This is a genomic window from Actinoplanes sp. KI2 (genome assembly GCF_025630775.1).
Taxonomy (GTDB): Bacteria; Actinomycetota; Actinomycetes; order Mycobacteriales; family Micromonosporaceae; genus Actinoplanes.
Genome location: NZ_JAOSZE010000022.1, coordinates 20,029 through 34,623, shown reverse-complemented (window position 1 = coordinate 34,623; position 14,595 = coordinate 20,029). Strand labels below are relative to the sequence as shown.

The 14,595-nt window shown below is 70.5% G+C and carries 16 protein-coding genes and 1 pseudogene; 9 read left to right on the top strand and 8 right to left on the bottom strand.

Translation table 11 applies throughout. The features are described from left to right. The first annotated feature begins 31 nt into the window (after positions 1–31). The gene (locus tag ODJ79_RS23335; protein ID WP_263025680.1) at positions 32–835 is read left to right on the top strand and encodes a hypothetical protein; all 804 of its coding nucleotides are present in this window, start codon (positions 32–34) and stop codon (positions 833–835) included. Positions 836–898: 63 nt separating this feature from the next. Here the strand turns inward: ODJ79_RS23335 and ODJ79_RS23330 are convergent, their stop codons facing one another. After that, positions 899–1,453 carry a hypothetical protein gene (locus ODJ79_RS23330; protein ID WP_263025679.1) on the bottom strand — a complete coding sequence of 185 codons (555 nt, stop codon included), beginning with the start codon at positions 1,451–1,453 and terminating at the stop codon, positions 899–901. Positions 1,454–1,527: 74 nt separating this feature from the next. Then, positions 1,528–4,071, bottom strand: coding sequence for a valine--tRNA ligase (valS, locus tag ODJ79_RS23325; protein WP_263025678.1), 2,544 nt, complete (start codon positions 4,069–4,071; stop codon positions 1,528–1,530). A 1,332-nt stretch (positions 4,072–5,403) separates the two neighbouring features. Here valS and ODJ79_RS23320 point away from each other — a divergent pair. Then, on the top strand, positions 5,404–5,583 hold the full coding sequence (locus ODJ79_RS23320; RefSeq protein ID WP_263025677.1) for a hypothetical protein: 180 nt from the start codon (positions 5,404–5,406) through the stop codon (positions 5,581–5,583). Next, positions 5,580–6,296, top strand: a complete 717-nt coding sequence (locus tag ODJ79_RS23315; RefSeq protein WP_263025676.1) for a helix-turn-helix domain-containing protein — start codon at positions 5,580–5,582, stop codon at positions 6,294–6,296. The genes ODJ79_RS23320 and ODJ79_RS23315 overlap by 4 nt, the downstream gene beginning before the upstream one ends. A 63-nt stretch (positions 6,297–6,359) precedes the next feature. Here ODJ79_RS23315 and ODJ79_RS23310 read toward each other — a convergent pair whose 3' ends face one another. Both ODJ79_RS23310 and ODJ79_RS23305 read right to left on the bottom strand, forming a co-directional pair. Further along, positions 6,360–6,854, bottom strand: a complete 495-nt coding sequence (locus ODJ79_RS23310; RefSeq protein ID WP_263025797.1) for a methylated-DNA--[protein]-cysteine S-methyltransferase — start codon at positions 6,852–6,854, stop codon at positions 6,360–6,362. Positions 6,855–6,938: 84 nt separating this feature from the next. Beyond that, complete coding sequence (locus tag ODJ79_RS23305) at positions 6,939–8,363, bottom strand: DNA-3-methyladenine glycosylase 2 family protein (protein WP_263025675.1); 1,425 nt, start codon at positions 8,361–8,363, stop codon at positions 6,939–6,941. 100 nt (positions 8,364–8,463) lie between these two features. Here ODJ79_RS23305 and ychF point away from each other — a divergent pair, with 100 nt between their 5' ends. The 4 genes and pseudogenes from ychF (at position 8,464) to ODJ79_RS23285 (ending at position 11,038) form a co-directional block, all read left to right on the top strand. Continuing rightward, positions 8,464–9,543 (top strand): redox-regulated ATPase YchF, encoded by a 1,080-nt coding sequence (gene ychF, locus ODJ79_RS23300; protein ID WP_263025674.1) that lies wholly within the window; start codon positions 8,464–8,466, stop codon positions 9,541–9,543. An 82-nt stretch (positions 9,544–9,625) separates the two neighbouring features. After that, positions 9,626–9,910, top strand: coding sequence for a hypothetical protein (locus ODJ79_RS23295; RefSeq protein WP_263025673.1), 285 nt, complete (start codon positions 9,626–9,628; stop codon positions 9,908–9,910). Continuing rightward, positions 9,892–10,305 carry a hypothetical protein gene (locus ODJ79_RS23290; protein WP_263025672.1) on the top strand — a complete coding sequence of 138 codons (414 nt, stop codon included), beginning with the start codon at positions 9,892–9,894 and terminating at the stop codon, positions 10,303–10,305. The genes ODJ79_RS23295 and ODJ79_RS23290 overlap by 19 nt, the downstream gene beginning before the upstream one ends. Before the next feature lie 219 nt (positions 10,306–10,524). Continuing rightward, positions 10,525–11,038, top strand: a pseudogene (locus ODJ79_RS23285) (GNAT family N-acetyltransferase). Here ODJ79_RS23285 and ODJ79_RS23280 read toward each other — a convergent pair. Then, entirely contained in the window at positions 11,020–11,475 is a 456-nt protein-coding gene (locus tag ODJ79_RS23280; RefSeq protein WP_263025671.1) for a GNAT family N-acetyltransferase, read from the bottom strand. The pseudogene ODJ79_RS23285 and the gene ODJ79_RS23280 sit on opposite strands and share 19 nt — an antisense overlap. A 68-nt stretch (positions 11,476–11,543) precedes the next feature. Here ODJ79_RS23280 and ODJ79_RS23275 point away from each other — a divergent pair, with 68 nt between their 5' ends. Continuing rightward, positions 11,544–12,131 carry a TetR/AcrR family transcriptional regulator gene (locus ODJ79_RS23275; protein ID WP_263025670.1) on the top strand — a complete coding sequence of 196 codons (588 nt, stop codon included), beginning with the start codon at positions 11,544–11,546 and terminating at the stop codon, positions 12,129–12,131. A 2-nt stretch (positions 12,132–12,133) separates the two neighbouring features. On the opposite strand, the gene ODJ79_RS23270 is transcribed toward ODJ79_RS23275, so the two are convergent. The 3 genes from ODJ79_RS23270 to ODJ79_RS23260 form a co-directional block, all read right to left on the bottom strand. Beyond that, complete coding sequence (locus ODJ79_RS23270; protein WP_263025669.1) at positions 12,134–12,625, bottom strand: SRPBCC family protein; 492 nt, start codon at positions 12,623–12,625, stop codon at positions 12,134–12,136. Continuing rightward, on the bottom strand, positions 12,612–12,959 hold the full coding sequence (locus tag ODJ79_RS23265; RefSeq protein ID WP_263025668.1) for an ArsR/SmtB family transcription factor: 348 nt from the start codon (positions 12,957–12,959) through the stop codon (positions 12,612–12,614). The genes ODJ79_RS23270 and ODJ79_RS23265 overlap by 14 nt, the downstream gene beginning before the upstream one ends. Before the next feature lie 69 nt (positions 12,960–13,028). Next, positions 13,029–13,493 carry a MarR family winged helix-turn-helix transcriptional regulator gene (locus tag ODJ79_RS23260; RefSeq protein WP_263025667.1) on the bottom strand — a complete coding sequence of 155 codons (465 nt, stop codon included), beginning with the start codon at positions 13,491–13,493 and terminating at the stop codon, positions 13,029–13,031. Between the two features lie 127 nt (positions 13,494–13,620). Here ODJ79_RS23260 and ODJ79_RS23255 point away from each other — a divergent pair, with 127 nt between their 5' ends. Then, positions 13,621–14,595, top strand: coding sequence for a G5 domain-containing protein (locus tag ODJ79_RS23255; RefSeq protein WP_263025666.1), 975 nt, complete (start codon positions 13,621–13,623; stop codon positions 14,593–14,595).

The following is a 14,595-nucleotide window of genomic DNA, read 5'->3' as shown; positions in this document are numbered from 1 at the left end:
ATGACAAGAACCGCGAGGGTACCGTTAAGACATGAGCGTGTTGCTGATCCTGGCCATCGTCATCGTCGTCCTGTTGGTGGTCATGCTCGCGCGCCGCAATGGCGCCGCGAGCCAGCAAACCAGCCTCGAGGACGCGCGCGCCGACGCCCAGCGGTGGTATGAGCGGCTCGGCGGCCAGCTGATGAACCTGCACGGCGACGACGCGGCCGCCCGGCAGGCCCTGGCCGACGCCGGCGAGCGGTACAACGCGGCCGGTGGCCAGCTCCAGCAGGCCAAGACCGTGCACCAGTTCGCGCTGGCCCGCGAGTCGGCGCTGGAGGGCCTCAACTACGTGCGCGCCGCCCGGGTGGCGATGGGCATCGACCCGGGCCCCGACCTGCCGCCGCTGTCCACCGCGCAGGGCGTCGGCCAGCTGACCCGCGAGCGCGAGGTCACCGTGCAGGGCCAGCACTACAAGGCCGGCCCGCAGCCCCAACCCGACATGCCTTACTACTACCCGGGCGGCCGGGTGCAGGGCCGTCCGGTGCCGGCCGGGTGGTATTCGACGCCGGTGTGGAAGACGGCGCTCGGCGCCGGGGCCGGCGCGCTCGGCGGCCTGCTGATCTTCGACGCGCTGTTCTCGCCCAGCTTCGGCGACACGGGCTACGGCGACGGCTACCAGGACGGCTTCCAGGACGCCGCGCAGGACTTCGGCGGCGGCGCCGACGGCATGTATGACGCGGGCAGCTTCGACAACGGCGGCTACGACGGCGGCGGCTACGACGGCGGCGGCCAGGACTTCGGCGGCTTCGACGGCGGGGACTTCGGCGGCGGCGACTTCGGCGGAGATTTCTGACCGAGGCGGCCGGCCGGGACTGGTTCGAGGCGGCCGAGGCTCGTTCGAGCTGGCCGGGTCCGGCTAGGGTGCCGGCTTTTCCGGCGGCAGGTGCCGGGCCAGCTCGCGCCGCAGGGCGCGGGGGCCCGGCCACAGCTCGGTGAGGTCGGCGGTGAAGGCCGGCCCCTCGGCGGTCTCGGTCATCGCCGGCCCGCCCGGGCCGTCGCCCTGCACCGGGTGCACCCGGTCGAGGTCCAGCGGTGTGACCTCGAGGATCGAGCGGATGCCCTGCCGGCGTACCTGCACGTGGGCGATGTCCGGCCAGGCCAGCAGGATCGGGTCGCTGTCCTGGGCGGCCATCTCGAGGCCGCCCGACGAGATCCGGATCCAGGTCTTCAGCGCGCCCCGGGTCGACCAGGCGTAGAGGCCGGCGGCAATGACGCTGATCGCGGCGGCCTGCAGGGCGGTCTGCCACCACGGGTTGCCGGTGCCGCCGGCCAGCAGCGCGGCGATCGGCGACACCGCCGTGAACGAGAGCATCAGCAGCGCGAAGACGGTGCCGAAGGTCCGCCACGGCGAGGATCGGAACAGCACGGTGTCGGTGGCGGGCGCCGCCACCTGCTCGGGCGCGATCGACATGCCCTTCATGCTGCCCGCAGGAGGGGCCCGAGACCGGCGTTTTAACCGGTCCCGGCCCCGTTTCCGGCGAGGCGTCAGAAGGCGCAGGCGATGACCAGCTCGGGCGTGCGGTCGGGCAGCCGGTCGAGCTTGCCGATCCGGCCCGCCGCCCGCAGGTCACCCTCGATCAGGGCGAGCCGGTCGAGCAGCGCCGCCGGCCCGAGCGCCTCGGCCAGCGGCACCTCGGCCTTCATCGACAGCTTCCGGTCGGACTTTGCCCTGCGGACCTGACGCAGCGCCTCGCCGGCCAGGTCGAGCAGGCCGACGTCGCCCTCGGGCGCGACCCGGGTCAGCTCGTACCGGGTCGGCCAGGTCGAGCGGTGCACCGAGCCGTACCGCCACCACGACCAGACCTCCTCGGTCACGTACGGCAGGACCGGCGCGAACAGCCGCAACAGCACCGACAGCCCGGCCGCCAGCGCGGCGCGGGCCGAGTCCGCGGCCGGGCCGGATGCGTACGCCCGCTCCTTGACCAGCTCGATGTAGTCGTCGCAGAACGTCCAGAAGAAGGCCTCGGTGACCTGCAGGGCCTCGGTGTGGTCGTACCGGTCGAACGCCTCGGTGGCCGCGGTGACCACGGTGGCGAGCCGGGTCAGCATGGCCCGGTCGATCGGCTCGGTCACCGGCTGCCGCAGCGCCTCCGCCGCGCCCAGGCCGAGCGCGAACCGCGACGCGTTGAGCAGCTTGGTCGCCAGTCGCCGGCCGACCTTGATCTGGGCCGGGTCGTAGGCCAGGTCGGCGCCCGGCCGGCCGTTCGCCGCCCAGTACCGGACCGCGTCCGAGCCGTTCTGCTCGAGCAGGTCGAGCGGGGTGACCACGTTGCCCTTGGTCTTGGACATCTTCTTGCGGTCGGGGTCGAGGATCCAGCCGGAGAGGACCGCGGTGCGCCACGGCAGCACGCCGTTTTCCAGGTCGGCGCGCAGCACCGTGCAGAACAGCCAGGTCCGGATGATCTCGTGGGCCTGCGGCCGGTGGTCCATCGGGAAGACGCGCCGGAAGAGGTCTTCGTCGTCGTGCCAGCCGCCGACGATCTGCGGGGTCAGCGACGACGTGGCCCAGGTGTCCATGACGTCGGGGTCGGCCGTGAAGCCGCCGGGGACGTCCCGCTGGGACTCGTCGAAGCCGGGCGGACACTCCGAGGAAGGGTCAACCGGCAGTGCTGATTCGTCCGGTATGAGAAGCTGGGTGTAATCCGGTTCGCCAGCGTTGTCGAGCCGGTACCACACCGGGATCGGGACGCCGAAGAAGCGCTGCCGGCTGATCAGCCAGTCCCCGGTCAGGCCGGTGACCCAGTGCTCGTACCGGTGCCGCATGTGCTCCGGGAACCAGCGCAGCTCCCGGCCCCGGGCCAGCATCCTCTCCCGCAGCTCGGGCTCGCGCCCGCCGTTGCGGATGAACCACTGCCGGCTCGTGACGATCTCGAGCGGCGAGTCGCCCTTCTCGTAGAACTTGACCGGGTGGGTGACCGGCCGAGGCTCGCCGATCAGGTCGCCCGCCTCGCGCAACACCCGGACGATCTCCCGCCGGGCCGCGTTCACCGTGAGGCCGGCGAACGGCTCGTACGCCGCCGCGGGCACCCCGGCCGGGCGGTCCGGCCGGAACCGGCCGTCCCGGCCCAGCACGACGCGCGTTTCCAGCCGCAGGTCACGCCACCAGGTCACGTCGGTGGTGTCGCCGAAGGTGCAGACCATCGCGATGCCGGTGCCCTTGTCCGGCGCGGCGAGCGGGTGCTCGTGCACCGGGACCTCGACGTCGAAGAACGGCGTCTTGACCGTCCGGCCGACCAGGTGCCGATAGCGCTCGTCGCCGGGGTGGAAAACCAGGGCGACACAGGCCGGCAGCAGCTCGGGCCGGGTGGTGTCGATCTCGATCGGGCCGTCCGGCCCGTGGAAGCGCAGCTTGTGGTACGCGCCGGGGCGGTCCCGATCCTCCAGTTCCGCCTGGGCGACCGCGGTGCGGAAGCCGACGTCCCACAGCGTCGGGGCCTCGGCCGTGTACGCCTCGCCGCGCGCCACGTTGGTGAGGAAGAAGCGCTGCGAGACGGCCCGGGCCCGATCTCCGATCGTGGTGTAGGTCAGTCCCCAGTCGACGGACAGGCCGAGCGTGCGCCACAGCTGCTCGAACGCCTTCTCGTCCTCGGTGGTCAGCTCGGCGCAGGTCTCGACGAAGTTCCGCCGGGAGACGGAGATCGGGTCTTTCGGCGGGGTGGCCGGCGGCCGCCAGGCCGGGTCGTACGGCAGGGACGGGTCGCACCGGATGCCGTAGCGGACCTGCACCCGGCGCTCGGTGGGCAGGCCGTTGTCGTCCCAGCCCATCGGGTAGAAGACGGCCTTGCCGCGCATCCGCTGGAACCGCGCGACGGTGTCGGTGTGGGTGTACGAGAAGACGTGCCCCATGTGCAGCTCGCCCGATACGGTCGGTGGAGGCGTGTCGATGGCATATACGTCCGAGCGCTCCTTCGAGCGGTCGAACGCATACACACCCTCCTCCTGCCAGCGGCGCGACCATTTGCCCTCGAGGCCGTCCAGCGACGGTCGCTCGGGGAGACCGGCGCGCGCGGTCCTACCCGTATCAGTCATGGGCAGAATGCTACGGCGGTATGCGGATCGTGACCGCCCGATAACCCGCCCGGCCGCGTCGCCTCGAACGGTCGGGCGGTGTCCCGCGGGCGCCCGGGTGGCGCTGCCGATCACCGAACCAGGGAAACGCGAAATTTCGTTCAACGTCCTGACGGCAGGAACCCGAGACGTTACGCATCGTATTTTTCGGTGTCCACTATGCCAGTATCACGTCTTTAGCGCTCATCAGGTGTTTCGCCCCACTGATACCGATGCTAATAAGGCAACCATCTGACCAGAGTGGCTTCGGGATCAACAATTCGGCGCATTCGGTGGACCGGATCGGCGAATGCCGCCTCGGCCCGTCGCAGAACGCGAGGCTTTCCTGCCGGGCGAGTCATTTTTGCGGGGCATCTCCGATTGGAGTCGCGGTGGTTTCATGCCTACGGGCAAAGGATTGCGACAAAACCGGGCCCGCACGGGAGCCCTCTCCTGATCATTGGCCGTGCCTTTCGGGCCGCCGGGCCGAGGAGCGCGATCGGGCAACCGCAGACCGCCCGATCGTGCAGCTCCGGTCGTTGCGTACCGGCGCTTCGCGTTTCGCCGTGTTTCGCGTGGTTTCTAAACCAGGACGATCGTTATGCTGAAATCTGCCTGCTCAGGCTTCGTTGGGCGGCGCCGGCCGTTTCGCGGTGTTTCGTGGGGGTGGCGCGTCGTGGCCGTTGCACCGACTCTGATGGCCGATGGCGAGGAGGCCTCCGGCCTGAGCGTCGCGGCTCAGCCTTGGCGGGCCTGGTCGCATCGGTGCACGGCTAGTAGGGTGACCCGTGCGAAGGTCATGCATTTTCGCCCGATGCTGGTTCTGATTGGTCTCGGACCGCAATCGGAGATGGCAAGGCCGGAAAGCGGCTATGGTGGCAGTCTTTCCGGATCGGTCGAGGGGTCGATGCGGCGCCGCCATGGCGTTGACCGGCCCCTCGATCGCATTATCCGGAATTGCCGTCCGCGTCGTTTCGCGGGCGTCTTTCCGTGCGAATAGTTAAGTTGTCTCACTACCGGGACGTGCAAGTTGCACGCTTGTCCGGCGTGTCCAGTAGGCCTTGATCGGGGCCACTCTGAGTGCTGGAATCTCTCTTAGCCGCCGCACAGAATCGGCGGCCGGGGCGATGCGGCCAGTCCACCATCTGGTTTCTCGCGCCCTTTGACCAAGGTCCGAGACCATCCAGATGAGGGGTCATCCGGAATATGAAAGTCCCACACGTTAATCTGCCCACCCCATGGCAATGCCTGGTGCCGGTGAAAGAGCCGACCACTGTCCGTGACTGTCGCGTCGGAGGGCGAATCCTCGTTCTTGTGCTTGTGCTGGTTCCGGGGCTGCTCCTGATCTGCAGCGGGCGCGATCTGCCGACGGCGCTGATGACCATGGCCGGGCTCGGCCTCGCCGGCGCGACGGTCGCCGGGTGGCTGCTCGACGGCGCCCCGTCGCCGGCCATCGGCACGTTCCTGGCGCGCTTCTCGGGCGGCACGGCATGACCGAGCGCCGCCGGAATGACATCGACCACCGGGAAGAGGCGCCGCGTATGCCGGTCGGGCGGCATCGCCGGGCGACCGGGCGCGAGACCGAGGCGGCGGAGGCACACCCGCGGGAGATCCCGTTCCCCTATTCGGATGCCGAGGCCCGGAACCGGGCCAAGCTGATGGATCCGGATCGTGCCTACGACGATCTGATCGCCGACCTCAGCCTCACCTACACCCGGGCGGGCAAGCCGTCCCTCACCGCGCTCGGGGACAAGGTCGAGTACAGCAAGGCGACGCTGTCCAAGGTCTTCTGTGGCAAGGCGATGCCCTCCTGGGTGCTGGTGCAGCGGCTCGGACGGTGCTTCCGGGTCCCGCCGGCCGTGTTGCGGGAGTGGCACATCCTCTGGACGGCGGCGAACATGCACCGACGCCAGCCCGGAACGATCCGGGGCCGGGCCAGCGTGCCGGTAGCCGAACCGGTCCGGCTTCCGACCGGCACCGCCGGGCACTCGGAAAGCGACGGTGTGAATGTCGCCCAGACCGCCTTCAAGTGCGACCGGTGCGGAAGTTGGGTGAACGACACCGCCCTGCACCTCGAGTGGCACATGACGATCGACCCGTCCGGGGGAACGGCGCCGCCCAGCGAGTCGATCACCGGTTGGAACGCTCGCTCCGACGAACTCACCCTCCTCCGCAGGTTGTTCGACGACGACCGCACCCAGGCGTGAGCCGGTCGCCCGGCCTCCGCTCCCCAAGGGCGGGAGCCGGGCGACCACCGGTCATTCGGCCCCTCACTCGGCCTCGAAGTCGAGCAGCCAGCGTTTCACGTCCAGCCCCCAGCGGTAGCCGCCGAGCGAGCCGTCCAGCCGCAGCACCCGATGGCACGGGGTGAACAGGGCCACCGGGTTGCGCGCGCAGGCCGCCGCGGCTGCCCGGACCGCCGCCGGCCGGCCCGCCAGCCGGGCGAACTCGGAATAGGTCACCGGGCTGCCCGGCTTGATGTCGCGCATCACCCGCCACGCGTGCGCCATGAACTCCCCACTGCTGCGCTGCTCGACGACCACCGCGTCGAGCGCGGTGCGGTCACCGTCGAGATAGGAGCGCACGTGGCCGGTGACCGGGCCCACGTCGTCGGCCGGGACCGCCTCGCCGGCCAGCGCCGGGTGGATCAGGGGGAGCAGGTCGTCCACTTCGGAGGTGAACCCGGCGGCGCGCACGGCGCCGGTCTCGCCGACCACGATCGTGAGCGGGCCGGCCGGGGTCTCCATGGTCTGGTACTTCAACATCGTCTCCTCCAGGGGTTGGTTGCCCAGCCTGGCCCGCCGGGGCCGGCCGCGCTCGACGTTCTCGGTGCCTGTGGACAACTGGGTTCAGGAGGCTCGCCACAGGCGGATCAGTGCGTACGACCGCCAGGGCCGCCACCGCTCGGCGTGCCGCTCCAGGGCCTTCGGCGTGTCCGGCAGGCCGAGTGCGGCCGCACCCCGGCGCACCGCCAGGTCGGTCGGCAGGAACACGTCCGGGTCGCCGATCGCGCGCATCGCCACGTAGCCGGCCGTCCACGGCCCGATCCCGGGCAGTTCGAGCAGCCGGGCCGCCGACTCCTCGCGGTCGGCGCCGGGCTCCAGGTCGATCTTTCCGTCGGCGACCGCCTCGGCCAGCCGCCGGATCGTGTCGCGCCGGGCGGCCGGCATCCCGAACGCCGCGTCCGGCAGGTCGGCGACCGCTCGGGCCGCCGGGAACCCGACGAGGTCGGCGCCGTCGAAGCCGCCGGCCGCGCGAATCATGCGGGTCAGCGTCGTGCGCGCACCCGCCACGCTGACCTGCTGCCCCACGATCGCGCGCACGGCCATCTCGAAGCCGTCGACCGCTCGCGGCACGCGTACGCCCGGCTCGGTTTTGATCGACGCGCGCAGCGCGACGTCCGCGCTCAGCGTGGCATCGACGGCGTCGGGGTCCGCGTCGAGATCGAACAGCCGCCGGCAGCGGGCCACGGCCGGCGCGAGATCGCGCACGTCGGCCAGCCGCAGCGACGCGGAGACCCAGCGGTCGGCCGGGGTGAGCGCGACCGTCGCGCTTCCGTGCGGCAAGACCAGACCGCGGCGGTACGTGTTTCCCGACCGCTCCTCCACGCCCGGCAGCGCCCGCATCTCCAGAAAGTCGAGCAGCGCCGGGACGTGCAGCGGCGACCGATAGGCGAGCCGGAGGTTGATCGTGCCCGCCTCGGCCGTCCGGACCGGGCGGCGTTCGCGCAGTTGCGAGGGCGGCTGCGCGTACACCTCCTGAATGGTGTCGTTGAACTGCCGCACGCTGCCGAAGCCCGACGCGAACGCGATTTCGGCGAGGCCGAGGTCGGTGGTCTCGATCAGGATGCGCGCGGTCTGCGCGCGTTGGGCCCGGGCGAGCGCCAGCGGACCGGCACCCAGTTCGGCGGTGAGCATCCGGTTGAGGTGGCGCTCGGTGTAGCCCAGCCGGCTCGCCAGGCCCGGCACGCCCTCGCGGTCGACCACCCCGTCGCCGATCAGCCGCATCGCGCGGCCGACCAGGTCGGCGCGCACGTCCCATTCCGGGGAGCCGGGCGCGGCGTCCGGCCGGCAACGCTTGCAGGCGCGGAAGCCGGCGCGCTGGGCGGCGGCCGCGGACGGAAAGAACGTGACGTTCTCCCGCTTCGGCGTCATCGCCGGGCAGGACGGTCGGCAGTAGATGCCGGTGCTGGTCACGGCGGTGAAGAACCAGCCGTCGAAGCGCTGGTCCCGGCTGTCCACGGCTCGGTAGCACCGCTCGAAGTCCAGTTCCATGGCGTCGAGTCTGCGCGCTTTTGCCTCGCAAGGCTGGCGGGATTCGGACATGAGCATCGCCGCCGGGCCGCTCTCGGCCGGTTGCGTAGACTGGGTTTCCGTGAGCCTCACCATCGGAATCGTCGGCCTGCCGAACGTCGGCAAGAGCACCCTGTTCAATGCCCTGACCAAGAACGACGTGCTCGCCGCGAACTACCCGTTCGCCACGATCGAGCCGAACGTCGGGGTCGTCGGGTTGCCCGACGAGCGACTGGGGAAGCTCGCCGAGCTGTTCCAGAGCGAGAAGGTGATTCCCGCGCCGGTCAGCTTCGTCGACATCGCCGGCCTGGTGCGCGGTGCGTCGAAGGGCCAGGGCCGGGGCAACGCGTTCCTCGCGAACATCCGCGACGCGTCCGCGATCTGTCAGGTGGTGCGCGCGTTCTCCGACCCGAACGTCCTGCACGTGGACGGCAAGGTCTCGCCCGCCGACGACATCGAGACGATCAACACCGAGCTGATCCTGGCCGACCTGCAGACGGTGGAGAAGGCCCTGCCGCGCCTGCAGAAGGAGGCGAAGCTCAAGAAGGACCGCGCTACCGCGGTGGCCGCGGCCGAGGCCGCGTTCAAGCTGCTCAACGACGGCGTGACGCTGTACTCCGGCGGCCAGGACATCGACCTTTCCCTGCTCGCCGAGCTCCACCTGCTGACCACCAAGCCGTTCCTGTACGTGTTCAACGTCGACGAGGCCGAGCTCAATAACGCGGCGTTCCTCGACGAGCTGCGGGCCCTGGTCGCCCCGGCGGAGGCCGTCTTCATGGACGCGAAAATCGAGTCGGAGCTGATCGACCTGCCGCCCGAGGAGGCGATGGAGCTGCTCGAGTCGACCGGCCAGACCGAGCCGGGCCTGAACCAGCTGATCCGGGTCGGCTTCGACACGCTCGGCCTGCAGACGTACCTGACGGCCGGCCCGAAGGAGGCCCGTGCCTGGGTGATCCCGGTCGGCGCCACCGCTCCCGAGGCCGCTGGCGTGATCCACAGCGACTTCCAGCGCGGCTTCATCAAGGCCGAGATCGTCAGCTTCGACGACTTGATGACCGCGGGCTCGATGGCCGCGGCGAAGGCGGCCGGCAAGGTCCGCATGGAGGGCAAGGACTACATCATGAAGGACGGCGACGTCGTCGAATTCAGATTTAATGTCTGATTTCGGGTCAACATCTGCCGGCTGGCGTCGGCCCCGCAGTGTCAGCATAGCGGTTTTCCTACTCGTTTGACACACTGGGGGCATGGGCGAAACGGGGTACGGCATCGGCGAAGGACCCGCGACGCGGGTGAGCCTGTCGCTGCCGGAGGGAACCGCCGAGGCGATCCGGGCGCGGGTAGGCAGGCGGGAGTTCTCCGCGTTCATCGCCGAGGCGGTCGAGCGAGAGTTGCGCGGGCAGATGCTTGACGAGTACCTGGCGGACTACGAGAGCCGCAAGGGCCCGGTCTCCGAGCAGGCTCGTCAGCGGGCGCGGCAGGTCTTCGACGAGGTGTTCGCCGAGGAGGGCGAATGGCCCGCCGCAAGCTGATCCACGAAGGGACGCTGGTCCTCGACAGCGAAGGGCTCTCGAAGCTGCTTGCCGACGACGAGCAGGTGGTGGCATTGACTGCCGAGGCGCGCTCGCGTGGCATGGAGGCCGTGATCAGCGCACTCACCATCATCGAGGCAGTCCACGCTCGCACCCACAAGGCTCGCCTGAACGGGGTGCTCTCTGGGTTGCGCGTAGTCCCGGTGGGCGAGGAGGAGGCGAGGGCTGCGTCGAACCTACTGATGGATGCCGGTTTGCACGGGCACAAGTACGCGATCGATGCGGCGGTTGCCGAGGCTGCGTTGCGCCAGCATCGCCCCGTGGTCATGTTGACTTCCGACATTGACGACATGGTCAAGCTCTGCGGCGATCGCGTCCGGCTTGTGGCGGTTTGAGCCCTTGCTGCGGTGTCGTCGGCCAGTCACCGGGTGATGTTGCTCGGCGACGTAATCCGGTCGAGTTCCGCTTCGACGTCTGATCCCGTGCGCCGCCGATGACGGTCGTGGTGGTCGCCCCTGACGTCCACCTGCGCGGCCATCTCTCCGCCGGTCGACTGACCGCTGGTGGTGGACGATTTGCTTGCTGGGCGCGGCTGACCGGCTTACCTTGGCGCGATGATGATCCGGGACGCTGAGGACGGCGACTGGCCGGCGATCTACCCCTTCTTCCGGGAGATCGTCGCCGCGGGGACAGACCTACGCGTACCCCGAGGGTCTTTCTTCGGAGCAGGCTCGCGGGTTGTGGATGGAGTCGCCGCCGGGCCGTACCGTCGTTGCGGTGGACGGGCCGACCGTTCTCGGGAGCGCCAAGATGGGCCCGAACCGGCCGGGTCGTGGAGCGCACGTGGCGACCGCCAGCTTCATGGTGGATCCGCGGCATGCCGGCCGCGGCGTCGGTCGCGCCCTGGGCGAGCACGTCGTCGAGTGGGCGCGGGCCGCGGGATACCGCAGCATCCAGTTCAACGCCGTGGTCGAGACCAACGAGGCCGCGGTGCGGCTGTGGCGCTCACTGGGCTTCGAGGTGCTCGCCACCGTTCCGGAGGCCTTCGACCACCCGGAGCGCGGCCTGGTCGGCCTCCACATCATGTACCTGAATCTGACCGACCGGGCTCACAGCGTGCGTTCGTAGCAGAGCGACAGGTCCGAGCCGACATACGCGCCGTAGAGGGGGATCGGCCGGTAGCCCTCGCGCTCGTAGAAGCGGATCGCGTCCGGCTGGGCCGGTCCGGTCTCCAGGCGCAGGGTGGTCCAGCCGTGGGCGCGGGCCTGCTGCTCCAGCGATCGAAGCAGGGCCGCGGCCACGCCGGAGCCGCGGCTGGCCGGCTCGACGTACATGCGCTTGACCTCGGCGCTGCGGGCGTCCAGCCGGCGGAGGGCGCCGCAGGCGATCGCCGTGCCGGAGGGGGTGACGGCGACCAGGAAGACGTCGATGTCGGCGGCCGACGGGGCGGCGCCGGGCTCGTGGTCGTCGCTGCCGTACCGCGCGTCCAGCTCGGTGCGCTGGGCGGCGCGCAGGGCCTCGCCGGCCGGGTCGTCCCAGGCGCGTTCCTCGATCGTCCAGGCCATCGGCCCACCCCCCTTGTTCGTAACGGACGTTACGGTAACATCCGTTACGGAAATGGAGGGGGAGACTCGTGTCACGGACGGCGGATCGGCCCGCTCAGCAGGAGGCGCTGTCCCGGGCGGTCTGGGACGTGCTGGCTCACGAGGGCCTCGAGCGGTTGACCGTGCGGGCCGTGGCGGCCGCGGCCGGCTGCACGACCGGGCTGGTGATGCATCGCTTCCCGAACCGCCGGGCGCTGCTGCGGCACGCCCGCGAACTGCTGCACGAGACCTCGCGCCGGCGGGTCGAGGCGCTGGAGGCGGCGGCCGGCTCGCCGCGGGAGGCGCTGCGGGCGGTGCTCCGGCAGGGCCTGGCGATCGACGAGGAGACCATCAACGGGAGTGTGGTGTGGATCGGCTTCCTCGCCGCCGCGTTCGCCGACGACGAGCTGATCGAGATCCACCGGGGTAACAACCGGCTGTGGCGCGAGCGCCTCGAACGCCTGATCGGCGCCGCCGCCCCGGAGTGGCCGGCCGCGCGCGTCAGTGTTGCGGCGCTCGCCCTGGGCGCGATGGTGGAGGGCGCCGCGGCGTTCGCCGCCGCCGATCCGGCCGCTTATCCGGCGGACGCTCAGGAGCGGATGCTGGATGCCACGCTGGCGTCCTACGGGCTGGCCTGAGCTCAGGCGAGCGCGGCCGCGACCTGCTCGAGGGCGTCGTAGGACTCCTGCATGCCGGACTCCATGCCCGAGTCGACGACCATGTCGCGGACGGCCTTGTCGGGGTATTCGCACAGCATTTCCAGGTAGGTCCGCCCGTCCCGCTCGGCCAGCGTCACGGTGACCAGTCCGGCGGTGCCGTCCGGGTCGGGGACGCCCTCGTAGGCCTCCGTGTTGACCAGCCGGGCCGGGGCGTCGATCTCACGGAACTCGCCGTGGAAGGCGACCTCGAAGCCGCGGTTGGCGGTCATCACGTAGCGCCAGCGGCCACCGACCCGCAGGTCGACCTCGACGCTGGTGACCGTGCCCTTCCGGCCGGCCCACCAGCGCTTGATGAGCTCGGGCTCGGTGTAGGCGCGCCACACGTTCGCGCGCGGGGCGGCGAACTCCCGGGTGATCAGGATCTGGTTGTCGGCCGGAAGGGTCACCTTGGCCGTGCCGCTAGTGGTTGTCATTCGAATCCTCCTCGGAAAGGTCGGCCAGGACGGCGTCCATCAGATCGAAACGGTCGTTCCACATCTGCTCGTACCGGCTCAGCCAAGCGTGGATCGGACGCAGCGGCCCGGGGTTCAGCCGATACAGCCGCTGGCGGCCCTCGTCGCGGACGCGCACCAGGTCGACCTCGCGCAGCACGCGCAGGTGCTTGGAGACCTGGGGCTGGGCGAGGCCGAGCTGGGCGACCAGGTCGTTGACCGGGCGCTCGCCCTGGGCCAGCAGGTCGAGGATCTGCCGGCGCCGCGGCTCGGCCACCGCGTTGAACGCGTCCGTCGTCGTTGCCGCTCGTGCCATGACGCGATCGTATACCCATAACGGAATACGTCAAGGAACAACGGCGTACGAGAGGAAAGGGTTTGAATTTCAGGCGTCCCCGGCGATGGCGTTCAGGGCCTTGGCCAGCGTCGGCAGGTCGAGGTCGCCCAAATGGTCGAAGATGTGGCGCCGGACGCTGGCCAGATGGGTCGGCCAGGCCTGCTCGAGGCGGGCGAGGCCCTGCTCGCTGAGCTCGGCGTTCCAGCCGCGGGCGTCGTCGGCGCACTTGGTGCGCTTCAGATAGCCGTGCGCCTCGAGCTTGGCCGCCAGCCGGGTCATGCCGCTCAGCGACATGTCGCAGGACTGGGCGAGCTCGCTCATCCGCATGCGGCCGCAGCGCGACTCGGAGAGGTGCCGGAGCACGCTGTATTCGCTGGCGGTCATGCGCTGGTCGCGCTCGAGATCGCTGTTGAGCGAGCGGGGCAGCACCAGCATCAGCCGGCCGAGCGCGCGCATCACCGCCTCCTCCTCCGGGCTCAGCGGGGGGATGCCGTCGGGTGGCGTGGCGGGCATGAGATGGATCCTACGGCTCCGGCGCCCGAGGGTTTGTTTGACGAAACAAGCGAATGACGCGCTTGATCGGCTCGCCAGCAGGGGGACGGTGCTTGCATCCCGGTCCGCGCGCTTGTCCAATGCTGAGGTGCAAAACCAGACATCTAGTGACTCGTGGCAACAATTGCTCGAAATGCCACGTAAGTCTTGGTGGGCGAGGTTGCCGTTCGGGGTGCGGATGGCGAGCGGCGCCAGCGCCGTGCTGGTCGTGCTCGGCGCCGGGGTGGCCGGCGTCGCGACCCTGGTCGAGGGTGGTGGCGGCCGGGCACCCGGGCCGCGGATCGTCACCGAGCCGAACGGGGCCGCTCCGGCGGCAGGAGGCACAGGCGTGGCCACCGGGACGGGCACGGCCGACGGCGCGGATCTGGCCACGGGCACGGCCGCTGGGACGATCCTGGTGCCGGTTCCGGCGGGGGAGGCGGCAGCGAGCAAGCTTCGCGCCGACAAGCAGCACCCCATGCCGAAAAATCAGCAAAAGGCGAACCCGGGGATCAACGCGGCAGCGCCGCCGAAGTCCGCGGTGATCGGCGGACCCGCGCCGGTCGCCGGCGGCGCGGTGCAACCGGTACAAACGACGCGAGTCGAGACCGAAACCAGGGAGATTCCGTACGAGACGAGGACGGTCCGCGATCCGGGCCTTCCGCGCGGCACCCGACAGATCGAGACGCCCGGCGTCAACGGTCTGGAAACCCTCCGCTATCTGGTGACACTCACGGACGGCCGGCCGACCGACCGGAGACTGATCGCCACCGTCGTGACCCGCCGGCCCCAGTTTCAGGTGGTCTCGCTGGGCACCCAGCGCCCCGTGCGGCGCCCCGTCCAGGGACCGCAGCGCCCGGCGACCGACAACAACCGTCCGGCGCCCAACCGCCCGGTGCGCAACTGCGGCCTGATCCTCAACCTCTGCCTCCCGTTCGTCGGCAATCCGCTCTGCTCGGACGGTGGCCACGAGGAGGCCGCCTCGATCCCTCCGCCCGACCCGGTCGCGGACGCCGAGGACCTCGGCTATCTCGACGCAGCGGACGCCGAGGACATCGGCTATCTCGAAGGACTGGTCTGCTGA